The sequence below is a fragment of the Micromonospora sp. WMMB235 genome (assembly GCF_001855515.1).
Classification (GTDB): domain Bacteria; phylum Actinomycetota; class Actinomycetes; order Mycobacteriales; family Micromonosporaceae; genus Micromonospora; species Micromonospora aurantiaca.
Genome location: NZ_MDRX01000001.1, coordinates 3,498,355 through 3,523,841, shown reverse-complemented (window position 1 = coordinate 3,523,841; position 25,487 = coordinate 3,498,355). Strand labels below are relative to the sequence as shown.

Here is a 25,487-nt window from a genome sequence, read left to right as displayed (position 1 = left end):
CGCACTAGTGTGCGGAGCGTGGATACCACGCAGCTCCTCAAGGGCGTGCTCGACCTGGCGGTGCTCGCCGTGCTCAAGGACGAGGACGGATACGGCTACGACATCCTGCGGCGGCTGCGCGAGGCCGGCCTCACCGAGGTCGGCGACGCCTCGGTCTACGGCACGCTGCGCCGGCTGTTCGCCGCAGGCCTGCTCACCACGTACGTGGTGCCGAGCGAGTCCGGGCCGCACCGCAAGTACTACTCGCTGAACGCGGCCGGGCGTGACCAGCTCACCCGCTCCGGCAAGACCTGGCGCTCGTTCGCCACCACCATGGACGCACTGCTCGACGATCGGGGGATGGCGGCATGACCGTCACTGGGCAGGAGATCACGGACTACGTCGACCGGGTGCGCGCGGCGCTCGCCGACCTGCCGCCGGCAGTCCGCGACGAGCTGACCGAGGACCTGCCGGAACACCTCGCCGAGGTGGCCGCCGAGGGCGAGGGCGCGCTCGTGGACCGGCTGGGCACCCCCGAGGCGTACGCGGCCGAACTTCGCGCCGCCGCCGGCGCCGGGGAGGGGCGGCGACCGGCGCGCTTCCACCGCCTGGCCGAGGCGCGGGATCAGGCGGCCACGCAGATACGTCTGCTGGATCGTCAGCTCGGCCCGGTGCTCGGGCACGAGACGGTGAGCGACTTCCTGCGTCCGCTGCGCCCGGCCTGGTGGCTGGTGCGTGGCTGGCTGGCCGCGCTGCTGATCAGCGTCATGGTGGACGGTGGCCGGCCCGGTCTGCTGCCCCGGCCGAACGACAACGCGTCGGCCGGCCTGCTGCTGCTCATCGGCGCGGTGGTCGCGTCACTGTGGCTCGGCCGCCGTTCCGCGGGCTTCACCGGCTGGCCGCGCCGCCTGCACCGGCTGGGTACGGCCGCGCTGCTGCTCTTCGGCTTCGCGGTGCTCGTTGATGTGGACCGGAACGCCAGCTCCGACGTCTACAGCGGCTACGAGCAGACGTCTGTGGACCGGCGGTACGACCGAATCGAGGACGTCTTCGTCTACGACCAGCAGGGGCGGCTGATCCGCGACGCGCAGCTGTTCGACCAGAACGGCGTGCCGATCCGGCTCGGCTGGCCGAACTGCCTCGACTCGTCCGGCGCCGTGCCCGCACCCCGCAACGCCTACCCGTACTGCCCGGAGCTGGCACCGTTCGGCGCACCGGCCTCCCCGTCGATCGCCCCGCCCGCACCCGCGCCCACAGGCAGCGCCACCCCGACCGCGCCCACCCCGACCGCGCCCAGCACCAGCGCTTCCCCGGAACCCACGTCAACGCGCTAGAACACGCTCGATCCCGCGAGATCTTGGTACGAAACGGCCCTGATAGGGGCCGGAATCCTCCAAGATCTCGCGGGATCCGCTGTCAGGCGATGGCGGCGATGTCACCGTCGTCGAAGTAGATCGCCTGGTGGAGCCGGCCACCCAGCGCCGCGGCGAACCGGGCCACCACTTCCTGTCCGGAGATCTTTCCCTGCTCGATCTGGGAGACCCGTCCCTTGGTGACGCCCATCCGGTCGGCGACCTGCTGCTGGGTCAGGCCGCGCGCTCGCCGTACCTCCGCGAGGCGGTGACCGATGACCTCGGCGAGGAGTTCCTGCTTACCCGCGTCGACCGCATCTTCCCCGCCGACCCGGGCGACGTGGTCGGCGCGGATGTCCTGCCACCGGGAGTAGTCGCTCATGCCTTCCCCTCCTCTCGTGCCCGGTCCTTGAGGTAGAGCTCGTAGCGGTGCTCGGCGACGGGAATGGCCTCCTGATACCACGTCTTCCACCGGCCGGACTTGTCGCCGGCGACCAGGAGGATGCTCGAGCACCACGGGTCGAACGCGAAAAGGATACGCACGGTGCCCGGCCGGAGCTCCTTCAAGTTCGCCATCGACGAACCGTGGATGGTGTCGACAAGGGGTCGTCCGAGTCCTGGTCCGTGCTCGGCCAGGAGGTCGATCGCCTGCACCACTCGCGCATGGGCGGACGCGTCGAGAGTGTCGAGCCACTGCCGCACCTCGTCGACCAGGTAGACGTCCCAGTCTCCAGCCACCACGGGGCTAGTTTAGCAATCGCTATACCCAGCGTGTGTGCCTGTCCGGCGGTTCAACAGGAGGTGAATGCCACTGTTGTTCCGTCTTCCCCGCGCCGGTGACCGCGTGGCACGCTACCGGCACGTATCAGCCAACTGGGCGACCAGCCAATGATGACTGACCGCTAGGAGGACGGGCCCATGGGCGAGATGGTGAGCTTCACCGGCAACGGGGGGACGAGCGAGGGGTATCTCGCGATACCCTCCGGCGGTGCGGCCAGCCCGGCGGTCATCGTCATCCAGGACTGGTGGGGACTGGTGCCCCACGTCCGGGCCGTGGTGGACCGCTTCGCCGAGGCCGGCTTCGTCGCCCTCGCGCCCGACTTCCGGCACGGCGGGCCGGCCGTGAAGCCGACCGAGCCGCGGCTGATGCTGAACAGCTCCCAGATGGACGAGGCGGCCAGCGACATCGCCGCCGCCGCCGAATACCTGGCGAGCCGGTCCGAGGTCGCCGGCAAGGTGGGCTGCGCCGGGTTCTGCGCGGGCGCCAGCCTGGCGCTGTGGTCCGGCACGTTCTCCGAGCGCATCGTGGCGACCGCCGGGTTCTACCCGCGCCTGCCCTGGGAGGGCATGGCCACTGGCGCGGCGGACAACGCCGACCGCACCGACTGGGCCGGCTACGCCGGGAAGGCCGCGCTCATCCACTGCTCCGAGGCGGACGGCCTGTCCGCCGCCGACGGGGTGCAGAGCGTACGCCGGTCCATCGAGTCCGCCGGTGGCACCTGCCAGACGTTCGACTACCCGGGCACCGCGCACGCGTTCTTCAATGAGGACCGGCCCGAGCACTTCGACCAGCGGGCGGCCGCCACCGCCTGGGCCCGCACGCTGGAACTGTTCCGGGCGAAGCTTGGCTGAGTCGCGTACCCCGCAGGACGTGGTCGCCCGCGCCGCGCGGGCGGCCGACCTGGCCGACCTCGACGGCGCGGTCAGCGACTGCTTCGCCTGCCCGCGCCTGGTGGCCTGGCGGGAGGAGGTCGCCCGGGTCAAGCGGGCCGCGTTCCGCGACCAGGACTACTGGGGACGGCCGGTGCCCGGCCTCGGGCCGGCGGACGCCCGCATCGCGATCCTCGGTCTGGCGCCGGCCGCGCACGGCGGCAACCGCACGGGCCGGATCTTCACCGGGGACCGGTCCGGTGACGTGCTGTTCGCCGCGCTGCACCGCGCCGGGCTGGCCAACCAGCCGACGAGCGTGTCCGCGGACGACGGCCTGACGCTGCGCGACACCCGCATCTTCGCGGCTGTGCGGTGCGCGCCGCCGGACAACAAACCCACCCCGGACGAGCGGGACACCTGCGCGCCGTGGCTGCACCGCGAGGTCGAGTTGATCCGGCCCACGCTGCGCGTCGTGGTCGCGCTGGGCGCGTTCGCGTGGGCCGCGTGGTGGCCGGTGCTACGCCAGGTGTACGGGCAGCGACCGCCCACACCGCGACCGGTGTTCGGTCATGGGGCACACTGGTCCGGCGAGTCGGTGCCGGCGTTGCTGGGCTGCTATCACGTCAGCCAGCAGAACACGTTCACCGGCCGGCTCACACCGGCGATGCTGGACGACGTGTTCACCCGGGCGAAGGACCTGGCCGGGGTGGACTGAGGAACACCTGAGGCGGTGGGATGGATTTCGGCGTACTGCGCAGGTGGTGGCCGGTCGCCGCGGTGACGGTGCTGCTCGCGCTCGCCGCGTTCGCCGCCGGTCACTCCGCCATCGGGGCCAGCCGGATCCCGCCCGCCGCCGACACCATCCCGTACGTGCCGGACTACCCGTCGCCCGAGGCGGTGCCGTCGATCCCCGTCGAGCCCCGGGACGTGGGCGAGTCCACCTCGGGCGGTGTGCCCGGCTGGCTGGCCACCGCCGCCGTGGTGTTGCTGTCCGCGGCGGTGCTGGCCGCCGTCGGGTACGTCCTGTGGAACGTGCTGCGGGGCGCGCTGCGACGCACCACTCGCGCGGTGCCGGTGCGGCGCACCAGGCGTACCGCCGAGGGGACCGCCCGCGAGGTGGTGGCCGCGCTCGACGCCGGGCTCGTCGAACTGGACGACCGCTCCACCGACCCGCGGACCGCTGTGATCGCCTGCTGGGTACGCCTGGAGGAGGCCGCCGAGGACGCGGGTGTGCCCCGGCACACCGGTGACACCCCGACCGACCTGGTGGGCCGGCTGCTGCGCGGCGACCCGGCGGCCGGCATCCCGGCGATCGCCAGCGCCGACGTGCTCGACGGTTTCGCGCACGTCTACCGGGAGGCCCGGTACGCCACGCACCCGGTCGACGAGCACACCCGGGACCAGGCCCGCGCCGCGTTGCGCCGGTTGCGCGGCGAGCTGACCAGCCTGGCGGGGGAGGCGTCGTGAGCACCAGCATCGACGACCTGCTGTCGTTCGGCGAGGAGCCCGCCGGGGAGGACGTCCGGCCCTCGGGCGGCGGCCGGGCGCGCCTGCTGCTGCGGACCGCGGCGGTCACCGCCGCCGTCGTCGTGGTGGTCGTGGTCGGGCTGCGCGCGGTCGGCCTGAAGGTGCCGATCTGGATCATCGTGGCGGGGGTGCTCGCCGTGCTCGCCGTACGCCGGGTCACCACCGCGCTGTCACCCCCGCCGCCGCCCCGCGCGGGTGCCCGGACGCCCGCCGGTGAGGAGCCCGGCACCTGGAACTGGTCCGCGCGGGACGCGCTGCGCACCGCGATCAACGGCTGGGAGCGCCCGCTGGACTGGTGCGCCGGCAACCAGGAGCGGTTCACCGAGCGCATCCTGCCCCGCCTCGGCGAGCTGGCCGACGAACGGCTGCGCCAGCGCCACGGCGTCACCCGTGAGTCCGACCCGGCCCGCGCCCGGGCGGTGCTCGGCGAGCCACTGTGGACGTTCCTCGCCACCCCCGCCCGCCGCCCTCCGTCGCCGCGCGACCTCGCGGCGATCGTCGCCGAACTGGAGAAGATCTGATGAACGACGTGGACCGGAGCATGGCCCCCGCCGAGGTGGGCCGGCTCGCCCGGGCCGTCCTGGAGGCGGTCGGCACCGTCGTGGTCGGCAAGCGGGACGCGCTGGAGCTGGTGCTGGCCGGCATCCTCGCCGGTGGTCACGTGCTGCTGGAGGATCTGCCCGGCCTGGGCAAGACGCTCACCGCGCGCTGTTTCGCGCAGGCGCTCGGACTGGACTTCCGGCGGCTCCAGTTCACCCCGGACCTGCTGCCCGCCGACGTGACCGGCTCGTTCCTCTACGACCAGAGCAGCGGCGACTTCGCCTTCCGGGCCGGCCCGGTGTTCACCAACCTGCTGCTCGCCGACGAGATCAACCGGACGCCGCCGAAGACGCAGTCGGCGCTGCTGGAGGCCATGCAGGAGAAGCAGGTCTCGGTCGAGGGCGTGACCTACCGCCTGGACGAGCCGTTCCACGTGCTCGCCACCGCCAACCCCATCGAGTACGAGGGCACGTACCCGCTGCCGGAGGCGCAGCTCGACCGGTTCCTGCTGCGGGTGTCGTTCGGCTACCCCACCCACGACGAGGAGTGGGACGTGCTGCGGCGCCGGATCGCCCGCCGCCGCGAGGAGGCGGAGATCAAGCCGGTGGTGGACGCCGCCACGCTGCGCGCCATGCAGGCCGCGCTGGAGGACGTGGTGGTCGAGGACTCGATCGGCCGGTACATCGTGGCGCTCACCGCTGCCACCCGGGAGCACCCGTCGGTGCTGGTCGGCGCGTCCCCGCGCGGCTCGCTGGCGCTGCTGCTGCTGTCCCGGGTGCGGGCGGTGCTCGCCAACCGGGACTACGTGGTGCCGGAGGACGTCAAGGCGGTGACGGCGCCCGCGCTGGCGCACCGGATCACGCTGCGGCCGGAGATGTGGCTGCGCCGCGTCGACCCGTCGTTCGTGGTCGGCGAGGTGCTGGAGTCCACGCCCGCCCCGGCGAGCGGCGCGCTGCCCAGCTACGCCGCCGGACGCTGATGGACCGGGCCGACGCGGCAGGCGGCTGGGCGCCCACGTGGGCGCTCGGCCGGGCCGTGCTGCTCACCGGTGTGCTGCTCGTCGCCGCCGTCCTGCTCGGCCGCATCGACCTGGTGGTGCTCGCCACGCCGTTCGCGCTCGGGACCGCGTACGCGCTGCGCCGCCGCCCCGCCGCGCTGCCCGAGCTGGAACTCGGCGTCGGGGACACCCACCTGGTCGAGGGCGCGCCGCTGGCCGCCACCGTCGCGGTGGCCAACCCCGACCTGGTCGGGTACGACCTGGCGGTGGTCCGGACCCGGATGTCGCGCTGGCTGCGGGTGGAGCAGGTCGGCTTCGGCGGCACCGGGCTGGACGTGAGCCGCTCCGGCGGGGCGGACCGCCCGTTCGTCACGTCCGTACCCCGGGGCAGCGCTGTCGACCTGGAGCTGACCGGCACCGCCCTGCGGTGGGGGCGGCACCCGATCGGGCCGGCCGGGGTGCGGGTCGCCGCCGCCGACGGGCTGCTGGTCTCCCGCGCGGTGATCACCGACCCGATCCGGGCCCGGGTCTATCCGCGTACCGAGCCGTTCGACGCGGTCGAGGCGATGCCGCGGGCCGCCGGGCTGGTCGGCGCGCACCGCTCGCGGCGGCCGGGCGAGGGCGGCGAACTGGCCGGGGTACGCGTCTTCGCGCCCGGCGACCGGCTGCGCCGGATCGACTGGCGGGTGTCGCTGCGGGCCCGCCAGCTGCACGTCGCGTCGACGCTCTCGGACCGGGACGCCGAGGTGGTGGTGCTGCTGGACGTGCTGGCCGAGGCGGGCCGCTCCGGTGGCGTGAACGGGACCGCGTCGGTGCTGGACACCACCGTGCGGGCCGCCGCCGCGATCGCCGAGCACTACCTGCACCGCGGCGACCGGGTGTCGATGCTGGAGTACGGGCCGGCCGCTCGCCGGCTGCGTCCGGCCACCGGGCGGCGGCAGTACCTGACAGTGCTGGAGTGGCTGCTCGACGTGCAGGCCGAGTCGTCCCCGCACGAGCCGTACGACCAGGTCTTCGGCCCGCAGGTGCTCTCCTCGGACGCGCTCGTGGTGGTGCTCACCCCGCTGCTCGACGAGCGGTCCGCGCAGATGCTGGCCCGGCTGGCCAGGGGCGGGCGGTTCGTGGTGGCGGTGGACACGTTGCCGGCCGAGCTGCCGGTGCCGAAGGAGCGGGGCTGGGCCGAGGTCGCGTACCGGCTGTGGCGGCTGGACCGGGACACGATGATCGGCCAGCTCCGCGAGCACGGGGTGCCGGTGGTGCGCTGGGCGGGCGCGGGCAGCCTGGACGAGGTGCTGCGCGACGTGGCCCGGCTGGCGACCGCCCCGAAGGCGGGGCTGCGATGAGCACGGGGAGCGCAGTCGCGAACGGAAGGGCGGCCCGGTGAACGCGGTTGTGGAGCGGGTGCGGGCGCTGCGGTTCGCCGCCGCCCGGGTCAGCCCGCTGCCGCTGCTCGTACGCGGCGGCATCTTCCTCACCGTGCTGGCCGGTTTCCTGCTCGCGTACCCGGTGCAGGCCCTCACCGCGCGCTCGCTGCTGGCCATGACGGTGGCCGCGGTGCTCCCGGCGGCCGGGCCGCGCCGGATCTGGCCGACGTTCACCGCGCTGGTGACAGTCGGCGGCTGGCTGCTGGCCACGCTCGGCTTCGACCGGCCACCGGCGCTGTGGCGGCTGCTCGCCGTGGCGACGCTGCTCTACCTGGCGCACTCGCTCTGCGCGCTCGCCGCGCTGCTGCCCTACGACGGGCTGATCGACCCGGACGTGGTGCTGCGGTGGCTGGGCCGGGTGGGTGGCGTGGTGCTCGCCAGTGCCGTGCTCGGCGTGGTGCTGGCGTGGCTCGGGGGAGTGGGCGGCACCGACGGCTCACAGGCCGCGACTGTGGTGGGACTGCTGGTGGCGGTGGGTCTGAGCGCCCTGCTGGGCTGGCTGCTCCGGCGCAGGTGACGCACCGTTCCGGGGACGTTGCGCAGGTCACACGGGTTGTGCTCCGTCACAGAAGGGGGTCTCGCGCGGGATTACCCGAAGCACCCGGGGAAAGATAGATGACGTGAACCCGAAGCGGATCCTTGTCGTGGGTGCCGGTCACGTGGGCCTGTACGCCGCTCTGCGCCTGTCCAAGAAGCTGAGCAGGCGTGAGGCCGAGGTCATCGTCGTCGACCCGCAGCCGCACATGACGTACCAGCCGTTCCTCCCGGAGGCATCGGCGGGCAACATCTCCCCTCGGCACGCCGTGGTGCCGCTGCGGCGGGAGTTGCGCAAGTGCACCGTGGTGGCGGGCACCGTCACCCGGATCGACCACGACCGCATGACCGCCGTGGTGCAGCCGATCAGCGGCCCGGCCCGGGAGATCCAGTACGACCACGTGGTCGTCGCCCCCGGCTCGGTCTCCCGCACCCTGCCGATCCCCGGCCTGCACGAGAACGGCATCGGGTTCAAGACCATCGGCGAGGCCATCTTCCTGCGCAACCACGTGCTGGACCGGCTCGACGTGGCGGCCTCCACCACCGACCCGGCGGTCCGCAGCCGCGCGCTGACGTTCGTCTTCGTGGGCGGCGGCTACGCCGGTATCGAGGCGCTCGCCGAGATGGAGGACATGGCCCGGGACGCGCTGCGCTACTACCCGGAGCTGAAGCCGGAGGACATGCGCTGGGTGCTCGTCGAGGCGACCCAGCGGGTGCTGCCCGAGGTCGACCGGGACATGGGCGCCTACACGGTGCAGCAGCTGATGAAGCGGGACATGGACATCCGCCTGGACACCCGGCTGGAGTCCTGCGTCGACGGTGTGGTGAAGCTCTCCGACGGCGACAGCTTCCCGTCCGACACCATCGTCTGGACCGCCGGCGTGAAGCCGTCGCCGATGCTGGACGCGACGGACTTCCCGCGTGACGAGCGCCGCCGGGTCACCTGCCGGCCGACGCTGCAGATCGTGGACGGCGACCGGGTGGTCGAGGGTGCGTGGAGCGCCGGTGACTGCGCCGCCGTACCGGACCTGACCAAGGAGCCGGGTAACTTCTGCTCCCCGAGCGCCCAGCACGCGGTGCGGCAGGCGGCGCGGATGGCCGACAACATCGCGAACGTGATCCGCGGGCGCGAGCCGGTCGACTACAAGCACAAGCACGCCGGCAGCGTGGCGAGCCTCGGCCTGCACAAGGGCGTGGCGCAGGTCTACGGCATCAAGATGACCGGCTGGCCGGCGTGGTTCATGCACCGCACGTACCACATGTCGCGGATCCCCTCGTTCAACCGCAAGGTGCGCGTGGTGGTCGACTGGACGCTGGCGTTCTTCCTCAAGCGTGAGGTGGTCGCGCTGGGCCAGCTGCACGACCCGCGCGAGGAGTTCGCCGAGGCGTCGGCCCCGCCGGTTGCCGCGCGCGTCTGACGCGTTCCGCGAAAGGGCCCTTCCCGTACGGGAAGGGCCCTTACGCCGTGTCCGGCGGCGGAACCGGTGTCCGGCGCCTCAGAAGCGCCAGGTCCAGGCGTCGGCGAGCCGCGTACCCGGCCGTCCGTAGAGCTGCTCCAGGGTGCGCCGCAGCATCTCCGCGTGCGGCGTGTCGTCGGTCACCGCCATGCACGAGGCGTGCCAGAACTCGACGTCCCGGGCGGCCTGGCGGCGTTGCCGGTCACCGATCGCGGGTGCCACGCCGCGGCGGGCCACGTCGGCGAGCAGCGCCGAGGTGGGACGCTGCCAGGTGCCCATGGTGGCCGAGCCATGCGGGCCGTACGGGCCGATGAAGAAGCCCTCCGGCATGGCGAACGCGACGCCGGTGGCGGTGGCCCAGCGCATCGGCCAGGGATCCTGCGGCGTGGCGGTGGGCACCGGTACCAGCACCCCGCCGGGGCGTACGCACCGCTGCCAGTGGCCGCCGGTGACGAACTCGGGCAGCGGCGGCCGGTCCATCGTGGGCAGCGGTGTGGGGAAGACGCTGAGCAGCGCCGCGCCGACCGCGAACGGGACGACCCGGCGGGCCCGGCCGGGTTCGGCGAGCGCCCGGTGCACGGCGAGCGTGAGCACTGTGCCGACGAGCGGCAGCACCGCCAGCGCGAAACGCGTCGGCAGCGCGCCGTCCACCACTGGAAGCCCGGCCAGCAGCGCGTACGGACCGGGGATCCCGGTCCGCTCACCGCCGGCCACCACCTCCGGGCCGAGCGCGAGTGCGGCCATCGTCAGCGCGGCGGCCACGACCGCCACCACCGGGGCGCGCCGGCCCAGCCGGACCGCGCAGGCGGCGGCTACCAGCAGCAGCGGCCAGCCCAGGAACGTGGTGAACTCGGACGGACCGGTGGTGAGCCGTACCGCCTCCGGGCTGCCGAACACCGTCAGCGCGGACAGGCGGGTCCAGGCGATCAGGTCGGCGGAGAAGTAGGCGGGTGGGAAGATGCCGTCCGCGACGCCCTGCGGGCCGGCGAACTGCACCCACAGCGGGTACGCCAGCACCGGCAGCGCCAGTCCCGCGGCGGCGAGCAGACCACCGGCGAACCCGGAACCGGCCCGGCGCAGCAGGCCCCGGTCGGCCAGCCCGTACGCGACGGCGGTCACCGCCAGGGTGAGCGCGGCGAGGAACAGCACCTCCTCGCCGACGAATACCTGCACGGTGACGACCGCGGCGAGCCCGGCCGCGGAGGAGGCCGTCCGGCGGCGGTCCGGGCCGTCCGGCCGACCCGCCGGGTCGGCGGCGCGCAGCAGCCGGACCACGAGCCAGACCAGCACCGGGACCAGCCACTGCGCGGTCATGTGCAGGTGGCCGTTGCTCTGCGAGACCATGCCCGGCCCGAAGCCGCAGAGCGCCGCGCCGAGTACGGCAGCGAGCCCGCGGGCCCGCAGGACGCGGGTGAACAGCAGGTACCAGGCGAGCGCCGTACCGGCCATGTTCGCGGCGACGAGCAGGGCGAACGTCACGGGCGCCCCGAACGCCAGCGTGACCGGGGCGAGCAGCACACCGAGCGCCACGATCGACGTGTTGGCCATCAGGTTGACCCCGTCCGGCGCGTTCAGCCGGCCGGTGACCAGGCTCAGCTCGCCCCGCAGGGCACGCGCGTCCAGCGCCAGGAACCACTCGTACAGCGTCTGGTCGGCCGGGTTGAGGGCGAGTGCGCGAGTGCCCGGCGCCGGCCAGAGACCGTGGGTGAGCCATCCGGCGAGCGCGACGAACGCCAACCCGGCGAGCAGGTCCGCGCGGTGCCGCCGGACGGCGGCCGTCACCCGCCGCGTGACCGCCGCCGGGCGGGCCGCCCGGGCGTGATCGGGCCCGGGTGCCGTGCGGGCGGCGCTGGTCACGGCCTCGACCATAACGGCCGCACCCGTCGGGGTACGCCGCGTCGCGGCCGAGCCGCTACGGTGAGATCTGCACCGCCGCGTGTCGACGCGCCGGTGTCACCCGCCCGGGTGGTGGAACGGCAGACACGGCCGCCTTAAAAGCGGCTGCCGCAAGGCGTGCGGGTTCGACCCCCGCCCCGGGCACGTGAACTCTCAGCTTTCCCACAGCTAGCCGTAGCACGCGCGATTGCGGCCACGTCTACCCTGGAGTAGCACGTCTACGTGCGATCGACCCCCTGAGGGAGGCCTGAGAAGTGAAGACCTCGAACCCGGTGCTCGCCCGGCTCGGCCAGGCGGCAGAGCGTGAGCGGGCGGCCGGGTACGCCCAGCCCGGGCCGTACGGTCAGCCCGGATACCCCCAGCAGTACCCGCAGCAGCAGTACCCCCAGCAGCCCTACGCCCAGCCCTACCCGGGCGGCTACGGCCAGCCGGTGGCCCCGCCCACCGTGACCCCGATGACCCTCGACGACGTGGTCGTCAAGACGGTCCTCATGCTCGCCATCCTCGGCGCCTCGGCCGCGGCGGCCTGGGTGCTCGTGCCGGACTCGCTCGTCGGCGTCGCGTGGATCGGCGCCGCGGTCGTCGGCCTGGTGCTCGGCCTGATCATCTCGTTCTCGCGGATGGCCAACCCGGCGCTCGTCGTGGCGTACTCGGTCATCGAGGGCGTCTTCGTCGGCATGGTCAGCAAGGCGTTCGAGTCGCTCTACGACGGCATCGTGCTCCAGGCGGTCGTGGCCACGTTCGGCGTGTTCTTCCTGATGGCGATGATCTACAAGGCGCGGATCATCCGGGCCACGCCGAAGTTCGCCCGGATCATGGTGGCGATCATGGCCGGCCTGTTCGGCGTGATGCTGGTCAACCTGGTGCTGGCGCTGTTCGGCGTGAACACGCACCTGCGTGACGGCAGCCCGCTCGCGATCGGCTTCAGCCTGGTCTGCATCGTGGTGGCGTCGCTGAGCTTCGTGCTCAACTTCGCCGACATCGAGGAGGGGGTCCGGATGGGCCTCCCGCAGCGCTACTCCTGGACCGCCGCCTTCGGCATCGTGGTCGGCCTGGTCTGGCTCTACATCGAGATCCTGCGGCTGCTCAGCTACTTCCAGGGCGACGACTGACATCACGCCCTCCCCGACGACGCCCGCCTGCCGCATCCGCGGCGGCGGGCGTCGCCGTTTCCCCGTCCCCGCCGGACCGCCCGGGGCAGAGTGGGATCCGGGTACGTGGGCGGGAGGTGGTCACGGTGCGCAGTGCCAACCCGGTGCTGGACCGGCTGGACGACGTCGGCCGCGCCGAGCGGCAGGTGCTCGGCGTCGGGACCGCCGACACGATGACGGTGGCCGACGTGATCAGCCGGACCGTGGGACTGCTGCTGATCACCGGCGTCACGGCGGCGGTGTCCTGGGTGGTGGTGCCGCAGGCCGCGTGGATCTCCGCCGCGCTCGCCGGGAGCGCGCTGGCCAGCCTCGCCCTGGTGCTCGTCATCTCGCTGAAGCAGATCACCAGCCCGCCGATCATCGTCGGGTACGCGGTGCTCCAGGGCCTGCTGCTCGGGGTGGCCAGCCGCGCCTTCGAGATGGTCTACCCGGGCATCGTGGCGCAGGCGGTGATCGGCACGTTCGGCGTCTTCCTCGGCATGGCCGTGCTCTACCGGGCCCGGCTGGTACGCGCCACCCCGCGCCTGGCCCGGCTGGTCATCGGCACGCTCGTCGGGATCGTGGCGATCGGCCTGGTCAACCTGGTCGCGTACCTGTTCACCGGGCGGCAGGGGGTGGTCGTCTACAGCCTCAGCGACAGGGTGGGCTGGCTGCCGTACCTGTTCTCGGTGGTGGCGATCATCGCGGGCGCGCTCAGTTTCATCCTCGACTTCGACCTGGTCGAGCGGTCGGCCGCGAACCGGCTGCCCCGCCGCTACGCCTGGTACTGCGCCTTCGGTCTGCTGGTCGGGCTGATCTTCCTGTACTGGCAGATCCTCCGCCTGCTCAGCTACGTACGCCGCTGACGTCGGCTGAGCACGCTCCGGCCTGGTGTCGCCGTAGACTCGGCGGCGATGAGCGCAGCGGAACTGGACCGGGCGGTGACCCTGCTGGTCCGACAGGTCGGGCACTGGCAGCAGCCGCGCTGGTCGGCCAAGGCGGACGGCGGCAACGTGTCCCGCGCCGACCTGGTGCACAAGCTGGTCCAGGAGATCGCCAACCTGGCCGCCGACGCGGCCGGTGAGCCGCGCCGCGAGGTGCCCCGCCTCCCCAGCGACCTGGCGCTGCCCGACCAGCTCCGCGTGGTCACCACCGACCTGACGCTCGCCGACCCGCCCGAGCCGGTGCTCACCGAGGCCACCGCCCAGGTAACCCGAACCCGCACCGCCCTCTGACCCCCGCCCTTAGCCGGGTTGATCATGAAGTTGGCGGCGACAAAACGGACGCGGATCCCCGTCAACTTCATGATCGACGGAGTGGGGGACGGGGAGAAGGGGAGGACGGTCAGGGCTTCAGCCAGCGGCGTACCTTGCGGTGTCGTGACCGGTCGCGGGCCCGCAGGACCGCGGGGCGGTCGTGGCCGGCGGTCTCGGCCTGCCTCGCGTGCAGCAGGCCGTAGGTGAACGTGTTCTCGCCGTCGGCGTACGCCTGGAGCGCCTGCCGCCGCAGCACCTCCCGCGTGACCACCGAGTCCTGGTGGGTGCCGAGCAGATCCTGGAGCGCCTTGAACCGCTTCACCAGGCGGGCGGCACGCTTGCCGGCGGCCGGCTCGCGCACCTCGACCGCGTAGCGGGCGGCCTTGAGCTTCTTGCGTGCCTCGTGCAGCGCGGCGTCCCCGTCCGGCCCGGTGGTGGCGAGCGCCCGGTCCAGCCGGGTGTCGGCGCGGCGCACCGCCTTGCGGATCCGGCGGTCCGTCCAGCGCCGGCCGACGTCGGCGGGCGGGGCGTCGGCCAGCCGGTCGAGGCGGGTCAGCAGGGCGGGGTAGCGGTCGGAGTCCAGCGCGGACCGCAGCGCGGTGGTCGCCTCGGCCAGGTCGGCGGCGAACCGTTCGCCGATCCGCGCCGCGACCGGGCCGAGCACCAGCTCGTCCGGCAGCTCGTGCACCGCCTCGGTGAGCCGGGCGGCCATCACCTGGGTGTCGCGGACCCGGCCCAGCTCGCCGCCGAGCCGGCGCAGCTCGGCCCGGACCGCCTCGCTCTCCCGGCGGTCCCACAACCCCCGGAAGGTGCGCAGGGTCGCCCGCAACCGGCGGGTCGCGACGCGCATGTCGTGGACCGCGTCCTCGTTCCCCTGGTACGCGGCCGCGTGGTTGCCGACGATCGCGTCCCGCTGCACCCGGACGTACGCGAGGACCGGCGCCGCCGGTCCGTCCGGTTCCGGGTCGTCGAAGCCCTCGGTCCGGCCGGCGACGGCCCGGTGCGACTTGCTGACCGTTACCTCGCGGGCGCCTGCCGCGCGAAGCTGCTCGCCGAGTGCGTCGAGCAGCGCCTCGTCGCCCTCGACCAGCTCGATCTCGATCTCGTGCCAGGTCCGCGCGGCGCCGTCCACCAGGTCCTCGGATCGGACGTCGTCCTCGGCCACCTCGGCAAGCACCCGGCCGTCCGCGCCCAGCAGCCGGTGTTCCCGGCGGCGGTTGACGACCCGGGCCGCCGGTGCCACAGGCTGGCCGCGCGACGCGCCCCGGATCAGCGCGACCAGCTCGGGCGGCGGGCCGTCGTCGGACGCCCCGGCCGGGAACTGGTGCTCGACCCGGGCGCCACCGACCGCGCCCACCTTGAGGTGCCAGCCCGCGTCGTGCCCACCGGTACGCCGGCGCAGCGCGTGCCCGCTGCGCAGCAGGAGCAGGTCGTCGGTGTCCCAGTAGACGGCGTCCAGATCCGAGACGGTGGCGTCGGACATGGTCACGACGCCACCGCACCCGGTCAGGTCGGGCAGCCGGAAACCCTCGTCGCCGGAGTACTTGCGCTCACGTTCCACGACGGTCGCCATGCGGCCTCCCGTACCCGGCCCGCGCACCGGCGAACCGGTCTCAGCTCAGTCGTTCGAGCACCATCGCCATGCCCTGGCCACCGCCGACGCACATGGTCTCCAGACCGATGGTCTTGTCGTGCCACTCCAGCGCGTTGAGCAGCGTGCCGGTGATCCGGGCACCGGTCATGCCGAACGGGTGACCGACGGCGATCGCGCCACCGGCGACGTTCAGCTTCTCCTCCGGGATGCCGAGCTGCCGGTACGAGGGGATCACCTGGGCGGCGAACGCCTCGTTGATCTCGACCAGGTCGACGTCGTCGATGGTCATGCCGGCCCGCTTGAGCGCCTGCTTCGACGCCTCGACCGGGCCCAGACCCATGATTTCGGGGGAGAGCGCGGTGACACCGGTGGAGACGATCCGGGCCAGCGGGGTGAGCCCCAGCTCGGACGCGCGCTGCGCGCTCATGATCACCACGGCGGCGGCGCCGTCGTTGAGCGGGCAGCAGTTGCCAGCGGTGATCCGGCCGTCCGGGCGGAACACCGGCTTCAGACCGGCCACCGCCTCCAGTGTCACACCGGCACGCGGGCCGTCGTCGGTGCTGACCACCGTGCCGTCCGGCGTTGTGACCGGGGTGATCTCACGGGCCCAGAAGCCGTCAGCGATCGCCTTCTCGGCGAGGTTCTGGCTGCGGACGCCGAACGCGTCCATGTCCTCGCGGGTCACGTCGTACGCCTGGGCCAGGTTCTCCGCGGTCTGCCCCATGGCGAGGTAGATGTCGGGGAGCTGCCCGGCCTCGCGCGGGTCGGTCCACACCTCGGAGCCGCCCTGGGCGCGGGCCGCGGAACGCTCCCGGGCCTCGGCGAAGCGCGGGTTCTCCCAGCCGCCGCCGACGAGGGCCTGCGCCTCCGGCGGCAGCGTGTCCGAGTTGCCCCGCGCGTACCGGGAGACCATCTCCACACCGGCGGAGATGAACACGTCACCCTCACCGGCCCGGATCGCGTGCATCGCCATCCGGGTGGTCTGGAGCGAGGACGCGCAGTAGCGGGTCAGCGTGGCGCCGGGCAGGCCGTCCAGGCCCATCAGGGTGGCGACCACCCGGGCCATGTTGAAGCCCTGCTCGCCGCCGGGCAGACCGCACCCGAGGTAGAGGTCGTCGATGGTGGTGGGATCGAGCGCCGGGACCTTGTCGAGGGCGGCCTGGACGATGGTGGCGGCGAGGTCGTCCGGGCGGACCTCGCGGAGGGAACCCTTGAACGCGCGGCCGATGGGGGACCGGGCGGTGGCGACGATGACGGCGTCGCGGGGCGACTCAATCGGCATGAACCAACGTTAACGCGCGAGTAACATGCCCGGGAAGCCGCGAGGCGGGCGGGAAATGTCACCCCGTGGGCGGTCGCCGGTGGTGCCGGAACGCGACGGCCGCCGCGGCCTCGACCGCCGGGAGCAGGGCGTGCGCCCAGACCCGGTACCCGTCGGCCGACGGGTGGAAGCCGTCGTGGCAGAGCGTGCCCGCGTCCGCGCGGAACACCGGACCGGTCTCGGTGCCCAGGTCGACGACGGTTCCGCCGGCGTTCAGCACGGCCGCGGTCTGGGCCCGCGCCATCCGCCGCCCGGACCAGCCGAGCACCTGACGCAACGGTGCGGCGACCGCGCGTACCGCGCCGAGATCGGGGCACGTGCCCACCACCACCTCGACGTGCGCCTCCCGCAGACGGCGTACCGCCGAGCCGAGATAGGCCGCCGCGTCGCCGGGCCGGGACATCGCGGTGGCGTCGTTCGCCCCGATCAGCACCACAGCCACGTCCGGCCGCTCACCGAGCAGCGCCCGGGCCACCTGGGTGGCCAGGTCGGTGGCGCGCGAGCCGGAGACCCCCACGCTGGACAGCTGCACCCGGCGGCCGGTCGGCCCCTCGGCGAGCAGGTTGGCGAGCTGACCGCCGATGGTGTCCTCGAACCGGTCGACGCCCACGCCGAGCGCCGACGAGTCGCCCAGCAGCACCAGCCGCAGCGGCGGCGCGTCGGCGCGACCGACCGTCGCGCGCAGCACCAGACCCAGCTCGGGCTGGGCGTACTCGCGGGTGCGGGCGGCGATGGCCTGGCCGGCGAGGACCGCCGCGCCGCCCACCGTCCCGGCCAGCAGCGACAGGGCCGCCGCCCGGCCCCACCGGGCCACCTCGTTCCGCTCGCTCATGACGTCACTCCGCTTCGCTCCGTGCCGCCATGAGGCACCTTCGCGCTGAGCCGGCCGATTCGCTCGCTGCGCTCGCTCATGACGTCACTCCGCTTCGCTCCGTGCCGCCATGAGGCACCTTCGCGCTGAGCCGGCTGATTCGCTCGCTGCGCTCGCTCATGACGTTCCCTCCAGCGTTGCCGAGTCGGCGGCGCTGCCGATCGGTGGCACCGCGCCGACGCCGAAGAAGGCCCGCCGGCGAAGCTGCGCCCACCGCCCGCCCGGTCCGCGGTCGCGACCCCGGAGCTGGGCGCCGCTGACCTCCGTGCCGGCGTGCCGGGCCGCCTGGTGGGCGGCCTCCGGGAGCGACCGTACGCCTTCCACGCCGGGCAGGACAGGCCTGCGTTCCGGGACCGCGCCCAACGCGGACAGCACGGTGGGCAGCAACGCCGCCGCGGCTATCGCGTACCCCTCGGCGGAGGGGTGGAACCGGTCCCAGGCGAACATCCGCCCGGGCTCGGCGGCGAACCGCGGCCCGAGCATGTCGCCGAGCGAGACGGCACGGCCGCCGGCCTCGACCACGCCCACCGTCTGCGCGGCGGCGAGCTGGCGGCTCCAGCGCCGGGCCAGCCAGCGCAGCGGCGGCTGGATCGGCCGGATGGTGCCCAGGTCGGGGCAGGTGCCGACGACCACCTCGCAGCCGGCCGCCCGGAGCGTACGGACCGCGTCGACCAGGTAGCGCACCGCTACCGAGAACGGTGAGCGGTTGGTGACGTCGTTGCCGCCGACCAGGATCACGGCCACGTCCGGCTCGACCTCCAGGGCGGATTCGACCTGCGGCTTCAGCCCTGAGGACAGCGCACCGACCACGGCGAACCGGTGCAGCCGGACCGGCCGGTGCAGGCGGCGGGACAGCCCGGTGGCCAGCAGCGAGCCCGGTGTCTCCCGGCGCCTGTGCACGCCGTACCCGGCCGCTGAGGAGTCGCCCAGGATGACCATGGTGATCGGCGGGCCGGGCAGTCTCGCGCCGTACACACCGTCGCAGCGCGGCGGCGGGGCCTGCGCCATCGGGATGGTGCGGCGGGCCTGACGGGCCTGGCCGAGCAGCACCCCGCCGGTGGCGGCGGTGGCCGCCACCGTGGCGCCCGTGCCGATCGCCGCGAGGCGGGCGATCTGCCGGGCGCGCTGCCGGCGGACCGGCGCGACGGAACCAGCGTCCCCCATGAACCGACAGTATCGCGCCGGTACGACCACTGCTGTCCTTGATCGGATGGCTGGGCGGTGCCCGGATCGGGTACCGATGGGTGCAGCGGACGCGGGCTTGCCACCGGGCCGCACCATGGTCGGGCGGAGAGGGGCGAAATCATGGGGAAGATGTTGAAGCGCAGTGCCGCGTTCGCGGCGCTGGCCCGGGCGCTGGCGGCGGGCACGCGGGGCGGGCCGTCGCTCGGGGCACGGCTGGCGGCGCTGCCGCGGATGATCCGCGCGACCACCAGGGGCGAGTACGACGGTGGCCTGCGCCTGGCGCTGATGGCCGGGGCGACGGCGTATATCGTCTCCCCGATCGACCTGCTCCCGGAGATCCCGCTGGCGATCTTCGGGCTGGCCGACGACGCGGTCATGGTCACCTGGCTGGCCGGCAGCGTGCTCGCCGAGACCGAGCGGTTCCTGGAGTGGGAGGCACGTCGCAGCTCCGTCATCCCCGGGCATGTGGTGCCCTGACGGCACGTACGCTGGTCGGCGAACTGACGGCTGACCGACCGCCCCACGACGGCGGCGCGACGAAGGGCACAACGAGGTGCAGTACTACGACAACGTCGTCGAGCTGATCGGCAACACCCCGCTGGTACGCCTGCGCAACGTCACCGAGGGCATCCAGGCCACCGTGCTGGCGAAGGTGGAATACGTGAACCCGGGCGGCTCGGTCAAGGACCGGATCGCGATGCGCATGGTGGAGGACGCCGAGAAGGCGGGCATCCTGCGGCCGGGCGGCACGATCGTGGAGCCGACCAGCGGCAACACGGGCGTCGGGCTGGCCCTGGTGGCCCAGCTCAAGGGCTACCGCTGCGTCTTCGTCTGCCCGGACAAGGTCAGCCAGGACAAGCAGGACGTGCTGCGCGCGTACGGCGCCGAGGTGGTGGTCTGCCCGACCGCCGTCGCGCCGGAGGACCCGCGCTCCTACTACAACGTCTCCGACCGGCTGGCCCGGGAGATCCCCGGCGCGTGGAAGCCCAACCAGTACAGCAACCCGGCCAACCCGCGCTCGCACTACGAGACCACCGGTCCGGAGCTGTGGCGGCAGACCGAGGGGAAGATCACCCACTTCGTCGCGGGCGTCGGCACCGGCGGCACCATCTCCGGCATCGGCCGCTACCTCAAGGAGGCGTCCGAGGGCCGGGTCAAGGTGATCGGCGCGGACCCGGAGGGCTCGGTCTACTCGGGCGGCACCGGCCGGCCGTACCTGGTCGAGGGTGTCGGTGAGGACTTCTGGCCGGAGACGTACGACCGGGGGATCGCCGACGAGATCGTCGAGGTGTCGGACAAGGAGTCCTTCGAGATGACCCGCCGACTGGCCCGCGAGGAGGGTCTGCTGGTGGGCGGCTCCTGCGGCATGGCAGTGGTGGGCGCGCTAAAGGTGGCCCGCAAGGCCGGCCCGGACGACGTGATCGTGGTGCTGCTGCCGGACGGCGGCCGGGGCTACCTGTCGAAGATCTTCAACGACAAGTGGATGGCCCGGTACGGCTTCCTTGATGACTCGGGCACCGAGCCGACCGTCGCCGACGCGCTCACCGGCAAGCCCGGTGGCCTGCCCGAGCTGGTGCACGTGCACCCGACCGAGACGGTCCGCGACGCGATCGACTACATGCGCGAGTACGGGGTCTCCCAGCTCCCGGTGCTCAAGGCCGAGCCGCCGGTGGTGACCGGTGAGGTGGCCGGCTCGATCGCCGAGAAGGACCTGCTCGACGCGCTGTTCACCGGCCAGGCCCACCTGCACGACACGATCGAGCGGCACATGGGCGAGCCGCTGCCGATGATCGGCGGCGGCCAGCCGGTGAGCGAAGCGGTCGGATTGCTGGAGAAGGCGGACGCGGCGCTGGTGCTGGTAGACGGCAAGCCCAAGGGCGTGCTGACCCGCCAGGACCTGCTGGCCCACCTCGGCGCCCGCTGACCCTGCGGTGTAAGGAAGGGCCCCCTTTTAACACTCGGTGTTAAAAGGGGGCCCTTCCTCTACCGGAGGCGTTAAGAAGGGGCCCTTCCTTACAAGCGGCGGGCGTAGCGGAGCTGGGGGACGAGCGCGCGGCCGATGTGCTCGTCCCGCTGCTCACCGGTGGCGGTCCAGCCGCCGCGCTCGTAGAACCCCCGCGCGACGGCGTTGTCCCGCAGCACCCACAGCACCGCGCGCGTCCATCCCCGGGCCCGCATCGCGTCGAGCGCGTCCACCATCAGCGCCCGGCCTGTGCCCCGGCCGCGCTCGGACGGCTCCAGGTGGATCGCGTTGAGCAGCCCGGTCGCCGGGTCGCCCTCGTCGTCCGGCCCGAGGTAGCTGAAGCCCACCAGCCGCCCGTCCCGCTCGGCCACCGTCATCCGGTGGTCGGCGCCCTCCCAGGTCAGCCGCTCCACCCAGTAACGGCCCATCGCCTCGGGCGTCGGGTCGGCGAGCGCCTCGGGCGGCAGGAACGACGAGTACGCCGCCGTCCGGGAGCGCTGGTGCAGGGCGCCGACCGCCATCAGGTCGGCCTCGGTCGCGGAACGTAGGGAGATCGTCACCCGGGCGACGGTACCCGCCGGGGCGGCACCTGCACCGTCTGGAGATCCTCGGCGATCACCAGATCACCGGAGAAGTGCTCCCGGGCCTCGTCGTGGAACCGGCGCGGGTCGGCGTACCGCTGGGAGAAGTGGGTGAGCACGAGCGTGCGTACCCCCGACTCGGCCGCCACCCGCGCGGCCTGACCGGCGGTGAGGTGCCCGACCTCGGCGGCGAGCGCCGCCTCGGACTCCAGGAACGTCGACTCGATCACCAGCAGGTCGGCGTGCTCGGCCAGCGCGTACACGCCGTCGCAGAGCCCGGTGTCCATCACGAACGCGAACCGCTGCCCCGGCCGGCTCACGCTCACCTCGTCCCGGGTGACGCGGCGTCCGTCGCGGTCCAGGTGCCCGTCGCGCAGCAGCCGCCCCACGTCCGGACCGGCGATGCCGTACGCGGCCAGCCGCTCCGGAAGCATCCGGCAGCCGTCCGGCTCGACCAGGCGGTACCCGTACGTCTCGATCGGGTGCCGCAGCCGGCGGGCCTCCAGCGTGCCGACGCCCAGCGTGATCCGCTGCCCGTCGTCGTCGATCGGCTCGACGGCGAGTTCGGCGGTCTCGTAGAAGCTGGAGGCGTGCCGCAGCCGGGCGAAGTACTCGGCGCCGCCGGCCGGGAAGTGCACAGCCACCGGGCGCGGTACGCGGTCGAGCGAGAGCCGCTGGATCATGCCGGGCAGGCCGAGGCAGTGGTCGCCGTGGAAGTGGGTGACGCAGATCCGGGTCAGGTCGGTGGCGGTGACCTCGGTGTGCAGCATCTGCCGCTGGCTGCCCTCGCCCGGGTCGAAGAGGATCACCTCGTCGTCCCAGCGCAGCAGGTAGCCGTTGTGGTTGCGTTGCCGGGTCGGGGCCTGGCTGGCCGTACCGAGCACCACCAGCTCACGCATGGACACGGCATCCTCCGGAAGGCAAAAAGCGACCCCCGGGGCTTCCGCGCTCACGCGCGGGCCGGCTGGACTGGGCCGGCACCCCGGGGGTCGGGTGGCTGTCGTGGTTTCGCCGCACCGCTGCCACACGGTCTCGACGATCGTGCATGCCCGCCTCGCGGCGGACGAGTTTTCACTGTCGAGGACAGCGGCTAGCGGACAGCCACCTCACGAGTCCGATTGCTATACAAGTCTGGACCACCTCCTTTCCCGTGTACCGCCACGCTATCCACTTCCCGGCGGCCGCGGCAACGGATTTCGATCACAGGCGTCAGTCCAGGCCGATCGGGCCCTCGCGCGGGCCCTCTTCATTCGCCGGCTGCACGGCGAGCGACGGGAAGTCGGCCAGGTCGCCCTCCGGCTCGGCGTCCCACTCGGGGAAGACCAGCGGGCTCTGGAGGTAGAGGCAGAGCAGCTGGGTGAGCTGGTGCAGACCGTCGAGGTGGGTGCGCTCGTGGCCGTGGGTGGCGTCCACGCCGAACCCGAGCAGCGCCACCCGGGCGTGCGCCCCGGCCTCGACCGCGGCGGCCACGTCCGAGCGGTAGTAGTCGAACACGTCGCGGACCAGGTCGACGCCGTGCTCCTTGGCGATCGAGGCGAGGTTGCGGGTCAGGTGGTAGTCGAACGGGCCGACCCCGTCGCCCATCGCCAGCGTCGCGGCGGTCTCCCGGGACTGCTGGCCCGGCGCGACTACAGCCGCGTCCACCGAGACGATCTCCGCGACGTCCGGGTCCAGCCCGTGGCTGGCGCCATGACCGATCTCCTCGGTGACGGTGACCAGCAGGTGCGCGGTGACCGCCGGGGTGACACCGGCGTCGACCATCGCCTTGAACGCGGTCAGCACCGCCGCCACGCCCGCCTTGTCGTCCAGGTGCCGCGACTTGACGTACCCGTTCGAAGTGATGGTCGGGTTGGGCAGGAACGCGACGAAGTCCCCGGCGTCGATGCCCAGCGCCCGCAGCCCGGCCTCGTCGTGTACGGGCTCGTCCACCCGCACCTCGACCAGTTCCCAGCCGACGCCCTGGAGGTCGACCGCCTCGTTGTAGCGGTGGCCGCTCGCCTTCAGGGGCAGCACCTGGCCGGTGACCACCCGGTCCAGGTCGTCGGTGAAGATCCGCACGTGGGCGCCCTCGGCGAAGCGGGCGCTGTGCGTACCGATCGGGTTGACCTCCAGCCGGCCGTTCTCCTTGAGCCGCTTCACCATGCCGCCGATGGTGTCGGTGTGCACCACCACGGCCCGGTCGGCGCCGGTCGACCGGGGGCCGGGCAGACAGGCGCTCAGCGCCCCGCGACGGGTCAGCGTGGAGCTGATCCCGATCGCGGAGAGCCGCTCGCCCACGTACTGCTGGATGTGGTCGGTGCGCCCCGACGGGCTGGGGATCTCCAGCAGCTCCACCAGCACCTGGCGGAGGTAGTCGAGGTCGAGCTTGAGCGGTTGGGGTTTGCGTGCGGTCATGCCCCAGAGCCTGCCGCACCGGCCGGCGACCAGAGTCGCTGCGGTGCCCGGGTACCCGGGAAGAGCAGGTCGACGAAGCGCTCGGCGGTCGGCTGCGGCTCGTGGTTGGCCAGTCCGGGCCGCTCGTTCGCCTCGATGAACACGTGTTCCGGCCGGTCGGGGGCGGGGACCAGCAGGTCCAGCCCGGTGACCGGGATGTCCAGCGCCCGGCTGGCAGTGACGCACGCCTCGGCGATCGCCGGGTGCAGCTCGGCTGTCACGTCGTGGATCGTGCCGCCGGTGTGCAGGTTGGCCGTCCGCCGGACCGCCAGCACCTCGCCCTCCGGGAGCACGTCGTGCATCCGGTACCCGGCCTCGGCCACCACCTCGCGGGTCATGTCGTCGACCGGGATGCGGGACTCACCGCCGGTGGCCGCCGCCCGGCGCCGGCTCTGCCGCTCGATCAGCTCGGTGATGTCGTGCACGCCGTCGCCCGTGATCTGCGCGGGCCGACGCACCGCGGCGGCGACCACCTCGTGGTCGATCACCACGACCCGCAGGTCCTCGCCCGCGCGCAGCTCCTCGATCAGCACGTCCGGGCAGAACCGGCGGGCCAGCTCGACGGCCGCGGTGAGGGCCTCCGGCGTACGCACGCCGACGGTGATGCCGTTGCCCTGCTCGCCGCGCGCCGGCTTGACCACCACCGGACCCACGTCGTCGAGGAACGCCACGTCGTCGGGCTCGCCCGTGGCGGTGCGCCCGCGCGGCACCGACAGCCCCGCCTCGGTGAGGATGCGCCGGGTCACCCGCTTGTCGTCGCAGCGGCTCATCGCCACCGCCGAGGTCAGCTCCGACAGCGACTCGCGGGTGTGGATGGTCCGGCCGCCGGTGGTCAGCTTCAGCTCACCCCAGTGCGGGTCGGTCACCTCGACCCGGATGCCGCGGCGCATCGCCTCGTCCGCGACGATCTTCGCGTACGGGTTCAGCTCGTCGTACCCCTCGGGCATGGCGGGCAGGAACAGGCGCTCGTTGATCGGGTTCTTCCGCTTCACGCAGAGCGTGCCGGTGCGGTGGAAGCCGAGGCGCTCGTACAGCCGGATCGCGCCCGAGTTCTCGGCCAGCACGGACAGGTCCACGAACGCCCGGCCGCGCTCGTCGAGCCGGTCGGCGAGCGCGGTGAGCAGCGCCTGCCCGGTGCCGGGCGGGGCGGTGTTGAAGTCGACTGTGAGGCACCACAGGCTGGCGCCCTTCTCCGGGTCGCCGAAGACCGCGACGTGGTCCACGCCGGTGATGGTGCCGACCACCTCACCCGTGGTGTCCTCGGCCACCAGGTGCAGGAACCGGTCCGTGCCGGCGTTGTCCACCAGCACCTCGACCGGTGCGGTGACCATGCCGTTGCGCGCGTAGATCCGGTTCACCGCCTCGGCGTCGGCGGCGTCGCGCAGCGGCCGGACGGTCAGCCCGGGGACCTCGCCACCCTCGGTGGCGGCGGGCCGCTTCTCGCCCAGCGGCAGCCGGTACGTCAGCGACGGGTCGATGAACAGCTCGTCCGGCAGCCGGGACACCAGCACGTGCGGGTCGCGCAGGTAGATGCAGATGTCCCGGGCGCCGACCGCCTCGGAGCGCAGCACGTCGGCCACGTGCACCTGGTCGTCGAACGTCTGCCCGAACACCAGCCGGCCCCAGCCGCAGTCCAGCACCACGCCCGAGGCGTCGGCGGACGCGGTCTCCGGCTGCCGCGGCTCCGGCGTACCCGGTGCGACCGGGTCACCGCCGGGGCCGGTGAGTTCCCGGCGCCGGCCCAGCACCCGTTCCCGGTCGGTACGCGCCGTTCCGGTGGCGAGGGTGTCCGTCACG

26 protein-coding genes and 1 tRNA gene are annotated in these 25,487 nt (G+C 73.3%); 16 read left to right on the top strand and 11 right to left on the bottom strand.

Going from position 1 to position 25,487, the window contains the following annotated elements; translation table 11 throughout:
- Positions 1-18: 18 nt before the first annotated feature.
- The gene (locus tag BFV98_RS14900) at positions 19-351 is read left to right on the top strand and encodes a PadR family transcriptional regulator (RefSeq protein ID WP_030271259.1); all 333 of its coding nucleotides are present in this window, start codon (positions 19-21) and stop codon (positions 349-351) included.
- Positions 348-1,313: a hypothetical protein gene (locus tag BFV98_RS14895; protein ID WP_047891388.1), complete on the top strand. Its 966-nt coding sequence runs from the start codon at positions 348-350 to the stop codon at positions 1,311-1,313. Before BFV98_RS14900 ends, BFV98_RS14895 begins: the two co-directional genes overlap by 4 nt.
- A gap of 82 nt (positions 1,314-1,395) precedes the next feature.
- Here the strand turns inward: BFV98_RS14895 and BFV98_RS14890 are convergent, their stop codons facing one another.
- Together BFV98_RS14890 and BFV98_RS14885 are read right to left on the bottom strand one after the other, a co-directional pair.
- Positions 1,396-1,713, bottom strand: coding sequence for a helix-turn-helix domain-containing protein (locus BFV98_RS14890; protein ID WP_013284102.1), 318 nt, complete (start codon positions 1,711-1,713; stop codon positions 1,396-1,398).
- Positions 1,710-2,072, bottom strand: coding sequence for a type II toxin-antitoxin system RelE/ParE family toxin (locus tag BFV98_RS14885; RefSeq protein WP_071096752.1), 363 nt, complete (start codon positions 2,070-2,072; stop codon positions 1,710-1,712). Before BFV98_RS14885 ends, BFV98_RS14890 begins: the two co-directional genes overlap by 4 nt.
- A gap of 177 nt (positions 2,073-2,249) precedes the next feature.
- On the opposite strand from BFV98_RS14885, the gene BFV98_RS14880 reads away from it, so the two are divergent.
- The 8 genes from BFV98_RS14880 (at position 2,250) to BFV98_RS14845 (ending at position 9,421) form a co-directional block, all read left to right on the top strand.
- On the top strand, positions 2,250-2,963 hold the full coding sequence (locus BFV98_RS14880; protein ID WP_071096750.1) for a dienelactone hydrolase family protein: 714 nt from the start codon (positions 2,250-2,252) through the stop codon (positions 2,961-2,963).
- Between the two features lie 19 nt (positions 2,964-2,982).
- Complete coding sequence (locus BFV98_RS14875) at positions 2,983-3,696, top strand: uracil-DNA glycosylase (RefSeq protein ID WP_013284105.1); 714 nt, start codon at positions 2,983-2,985, stop codon at positions 3,694-3,696.
- Between the two features lie 20 nt (positions 3,697-3,716).
- Positions 3,717-4,448, top strand: a complete 732-nt coding sequence (locus BFV98_RS14870) for a DUF4129 domain-containing protein (protein WP_013474049.1) — start codon at positions 3,717-3,719, stop codon at positions 4,446-4,448.
- Complete coding sequence (locus BFV98_RS14865; protein ID WP_013284107.1) at positions 4,445-5,029, top strand: hypothetical protein; 585 nt, start codon at positions 4,445-4,447, stop codon at positions 5,027-5,029. The genes BFV98_RS14870 and BFV98_RS14865 overlap by 4 nt, the downstream gene beginning before the upstream one ends.
- Positions 5,029-6,027 carry a MoxR family ATPase gene (locus tag BFV98_RS14860; RefSeq protein ID WP_071096748.1) on the top strand — a complete coding sequence of 333 codons (999 nt, stop codon included), beginning with the start codon at positions 5,029-5,031 and terminating at the stop codon, positions 6,025-6,027. Before BFV98_RS14865 ends, BFV98_RS14860 begins: the two co-directional genes overlap by 1 nt.
- A complete protein-coding gene (locus BFV98_RS14855) occupies positions 6,027-7,388 on the top strand; it encodes a DUF58 domain-containing protein (RefSeq protein ID WP_030271249.1) in 1,362 nt (453 codons plus the stop codon). Before BFV98_RS14860 ends, BFV98_RS14855 begins: the two co-directional genes overlap by 1 nt.
- Before the next feature lie 37 nt (positions 7,389-7,425).
- Entirely contained in the window at positions 7,426-7,986 is a 561-nt protein-coding gene (locus BFV98_RS14850; protein WP_071096746.1) for a hypothetical protein, read from the top strand.
- A 103-nt stretch (positions 7,987-8,089) separates the two neighbouring features.
- Complete coding sequence (locus tag BFV98_RS14845) at positions 8,090-9,421, top strand: NAD(P)/FAD-dependent oxidoreductase (RefSeq protein WP_013284111.1); 1,332 nt, start codon at positions 8,090-8,092, stop codon at positions 9,419-9,421.
- A gap of 78 nt (positions 9,422-9,499) precedes the next feature.
- Here the strand turns inward: BFV98_RS14845 and BFV98_RS14840 are convergent, their stop codons facing one another.
- Positions 9,500-11,329 (bottom strand): hypothetical protein, encoded by a 1,830-nt coding sequence (locus tag BFV98_RS14840; RefSeq protein WP_071096745.1) that lies wholly within the window; start codon positions 11,327-11,329, stop codon positions 9,500-9,502.
- Between the two features lie 90 nt (positions 11,330-11,419).
- Between BFV98_RS14840 and BFV98_RS14835 the strand changes: the two genes are divergently transcribed.
- From BFV98_RS14835 to BFV98_RS14820, 4 genes are all read left to right on the top strand, one after another.
- Positions 11,420-11,500: transfer RNA gene (locus BFV98_RS14835), tRNA-Leu, on the top strand.
- A 110-nt stretch (positions 11,501-11,610) separates the two neighbouring features.
- Positions 11,611-12,468 carry a Bax inhibitor-1/YccA family protein gene (locus BFV98_RS14830; RefSeq protein WP_013284113.1) on the top strand — a complete coding sequence of 286 codons (858 nt, stop codon included), beginning with the start codon at positions 11,611-11,613 and terminating at the stop codon, positions 12,466-12,468.
- Positions 12,469-12,593: 125 nt separating this feature from the next.
- Entirely contained in the window at positions 12,594-13,352 is a 759-nt protein-coding gene (locus BFV98_RS14825) for a Bax inhibitor-1/YccA family protein (protein WP_013284114.1), read from the top strand.
- A 48-nt stretch (positions 13,353-13,400) separates the two neighbouring features.
- On the top strand, positions 13,401-13,721 hold the full coding sequence (locus BFV98_RS14820) for a hypothetical protein (protein ID WP_071096740.1): 321 nt from the start codon (positions 13,401-13,403) through the stop codon (positions 13,719-13,721).
- A 109-nt stretch (positions 13,722-13,830) separates the two neighbouring features.
- Here BFV98_RS14820 and BFV98_RS14815 read toward each other — a convergent pair whose 3' ends face one another.
- From BFV98_RS14815 to BFV98_RS14800, 4 genes are all read right to left on the bottom strand, one after another.
- A complete protein-coding gene (locus BFV98_RS14815) occupies positions 13,831-15,315 on the bottom strand; it encodes a CYTH and CHAD domain-containing protein (protein WP_071096738.1) in 1,485 nt (494 codons plus the stop codon).
- Between the two features lie 40 nt (positions 15,316-15,355).
- Positions 15,356-16,618, bottom strand: a complete 1,263-nt coding sequence (locus BFV98_RS14810) for an acetyl-CoA C-acetyltransferase (RefSeq protein ID WP_013284117.1) — start codon at positions 16,616-16,618, stop codon at positions 15,356-15,358.
- Between the two features lie 58 nt (positions 16,619-16,676).
- A complete protein-coding gene (locus BFV98_RS14805) occupies positions 16,677-17,489 on the bottom strand; it encodes an SGNH/GDSL hydrolase family protein (protein ID WP_013284118.1) in 813 nt (270 codons plus the stop codon).
- Between the two features lie 156 nt (positions 17,490-17,645).
- Positions 17,646-18,692, bottom strand: a complete 1,047-nt coding sequence (locus tag BFV98_RS14800; protein ID WP_071096736.1) for an SGNH/GDSL hydrolase family protein — start codon at positions 18,690-18,692, stop codon at positions 17,646-17,648.
- Between the two features lie 141 nt (positions 18,693-18,833).
- On the opposite strand from BFV98_RS14800, the gene BFV98_RS14795 reads away from it, so the two are divergent.
- Positions 18,834-19,190 carry a YkvA family protein gene (locus BFV98_RS14795; protein WP_013284120.1) on the top strand — a complete coding sequence of 119 codons (357 nt, stop codon included), beginning with the start codon at positions 18,834-18,836 and terminating at the stop codon, positions 19,188-19,190.
- 76 nt (positions 19,191-19,266) lie between these two features.
- Positions 19,267-20,637: a cystathionine beta-synthase gene (locus BFV98_RS14790; RefSeq protein WP_013284121.1), complete on the top strand. Its 1,371-nt coding sequence runs from the start codon at positions 19,267-19,269 to the stop codon at positions 20,635-20,637.
- 89 nt (positions 20,638-20,726) lie between these two features.
- Here BFV98_RS14790 and BFV98_RS14785 read toward each other — a convergent pair whose 3' ends face one another.
- From BFV98_RS14785 to ngg, 4 genes are all read right to left on the bottom strand, one after another.
- Positions 20,727-21,236 (bottom strand): GNAT family N-acetyltransferase, encoded by a 510-nt coding sequence (locus tag BFV98_RS14785; RefSeq protein WP_030271234.1) that lies wholly within the window; start codon positions 21,234-21,236, stop codon positions 20,727-20,729.
- Positions 21,233-22,162 (bottom strand): ribonuclease Z, encoded by a 930-nt coding sequence (locus BFV98_RS14780; protein WP_071096734.1) that lies wholly within the window; start codon positions 22,160-22,162, stop codon positions 21,233-21,235. Before BFV98_RS14780 ends, BFV98_RS14785 begins: the two co-directional genes overlap by 4 nt.
- A 304-nt stretch (positions 22,163-22,466) precedes the next feature.
- Complete coding sequence (locus tag BFV98_RS14775; protein ID WP_071096732.1) at positions 22,467-23,651, bottom strand: osmoprotectant NAGGN system M42 family peptidase; 1,185 nt, start codon at positions 23,649-23,651, stop codon at positions 22,467-22,469.
- Positions 23,648-25,486 (bottom strand): N-acetylglutaminylglutamine synthetase, encoded by a 1,839-nt coding sequence (gene ngg, locus BFV98_RS14770; protein ID WP_071096730.1) that lies wholly within the window; start codon positions 25,484-25,486, stop codon positions 23,648-23,650. Before ngg ends, BFV98_RS14775 begins: the two co-directional genes overlap by 4 nt.
- Position 25,487: the final 1 nt, after the last annotated feature.

Coding starts and splice junctions, on each gene's coding strand:
- BFV98_RS14895 (WP_047891388.1), top strand. CDS start 348: ATGACCGTCACTGGGCAGGAGATCACGGACTACGTCGACCGGGTGCGC.
- BFV98_RS14775 (WP_071096732.1), bottom strand. CDS start 23,651: ATGACCGCACGCAAACCCCAACCGCTCAAGCTCGACCTCGACTACCTC.
- BFV98_RS14795 (WP_013284120.1), top strand. CDS start 18,834: ATGGGGAAGATGTTGAAGCGCAGTGCCGCGTTCGCGGCGCTGGCCCGG.
- BFV98_RS14820 (WP_071096740.1), top strand. CDS start 13,401: ATGAGCGCAGCGGAACTGGACCGGGCGGTGACCCTGCTGGTCCGACAG.
- BFV98_RS14810 (WP_013284117.1), bottom strand. CDS start 16,618: ATGCCGATTGAGTCGCCCCGCGACGCCGTCATCGTCGCCACCGCCCGG.
- BFV98_RS14860 (WP_071096748.1), top strand. CDS start 5,029: ATGAACGACGTGGACCGGAGCATGGCCCCCGCCGAGGTGGGCCGGCTC.
- BFV98_RS14840 (WP_071096745.1), bottom strand. CDS start 11,329: ATGGTCGAGGCCGTGACCAGCGCCGCCCGCACGGCACCCGGGCCCGAT.
- BFV98_RS14870 (WP_013474049.1), top strand. CDS start 3,717: ATGGATTTCGGCGTACTGCGCAGGTGGTGGCCGGTCGCCGCGGTGACG.
- BFV98_RS14815 (WP_071096738.1), bottom strand. CDS start 15,315: ATGGCGACCGTCGTGGAACGTGAGCGCAAGTACTCCGGCGACGAGGGT.
- BFV98_RS14855 (WP_030271249.1), top strand. CDS start 6,027: ATGGACCGGGCCGACGCGGCAGGCGGCTGGGCGCCCACGTGGGCGCTC.
- BFV98_RS14880 (WP_071096750.1), top strand. CDS start 2,250: ATGGGCGAGATGGTGAGCTTCACCGGCAACGGGGGGACGAGCGAGGGG.
- BFV98_RS14890 (WP_013284102.1), bottom strand. CDS start 1,713: ATGAGCGACTACTCCCGGTGGCAGGACATCCGCGCCGACCACGTCGCC.
- BFV98_RS14805 (WP_013284118.1), bottom strand. CDS start 17,489: ATGAGCGAGCGGAACGAGGTGGCCCGGTGGGGCCGGGCGGCGGCCCTG.
- BFV98_RS14800 (WP_071096736.1), bottom strand. CDS start 18,692: ATGGGGGACGCTGGTTCCGTCGCGCCGGTCCGCCGGCAGCGCGCCCGG.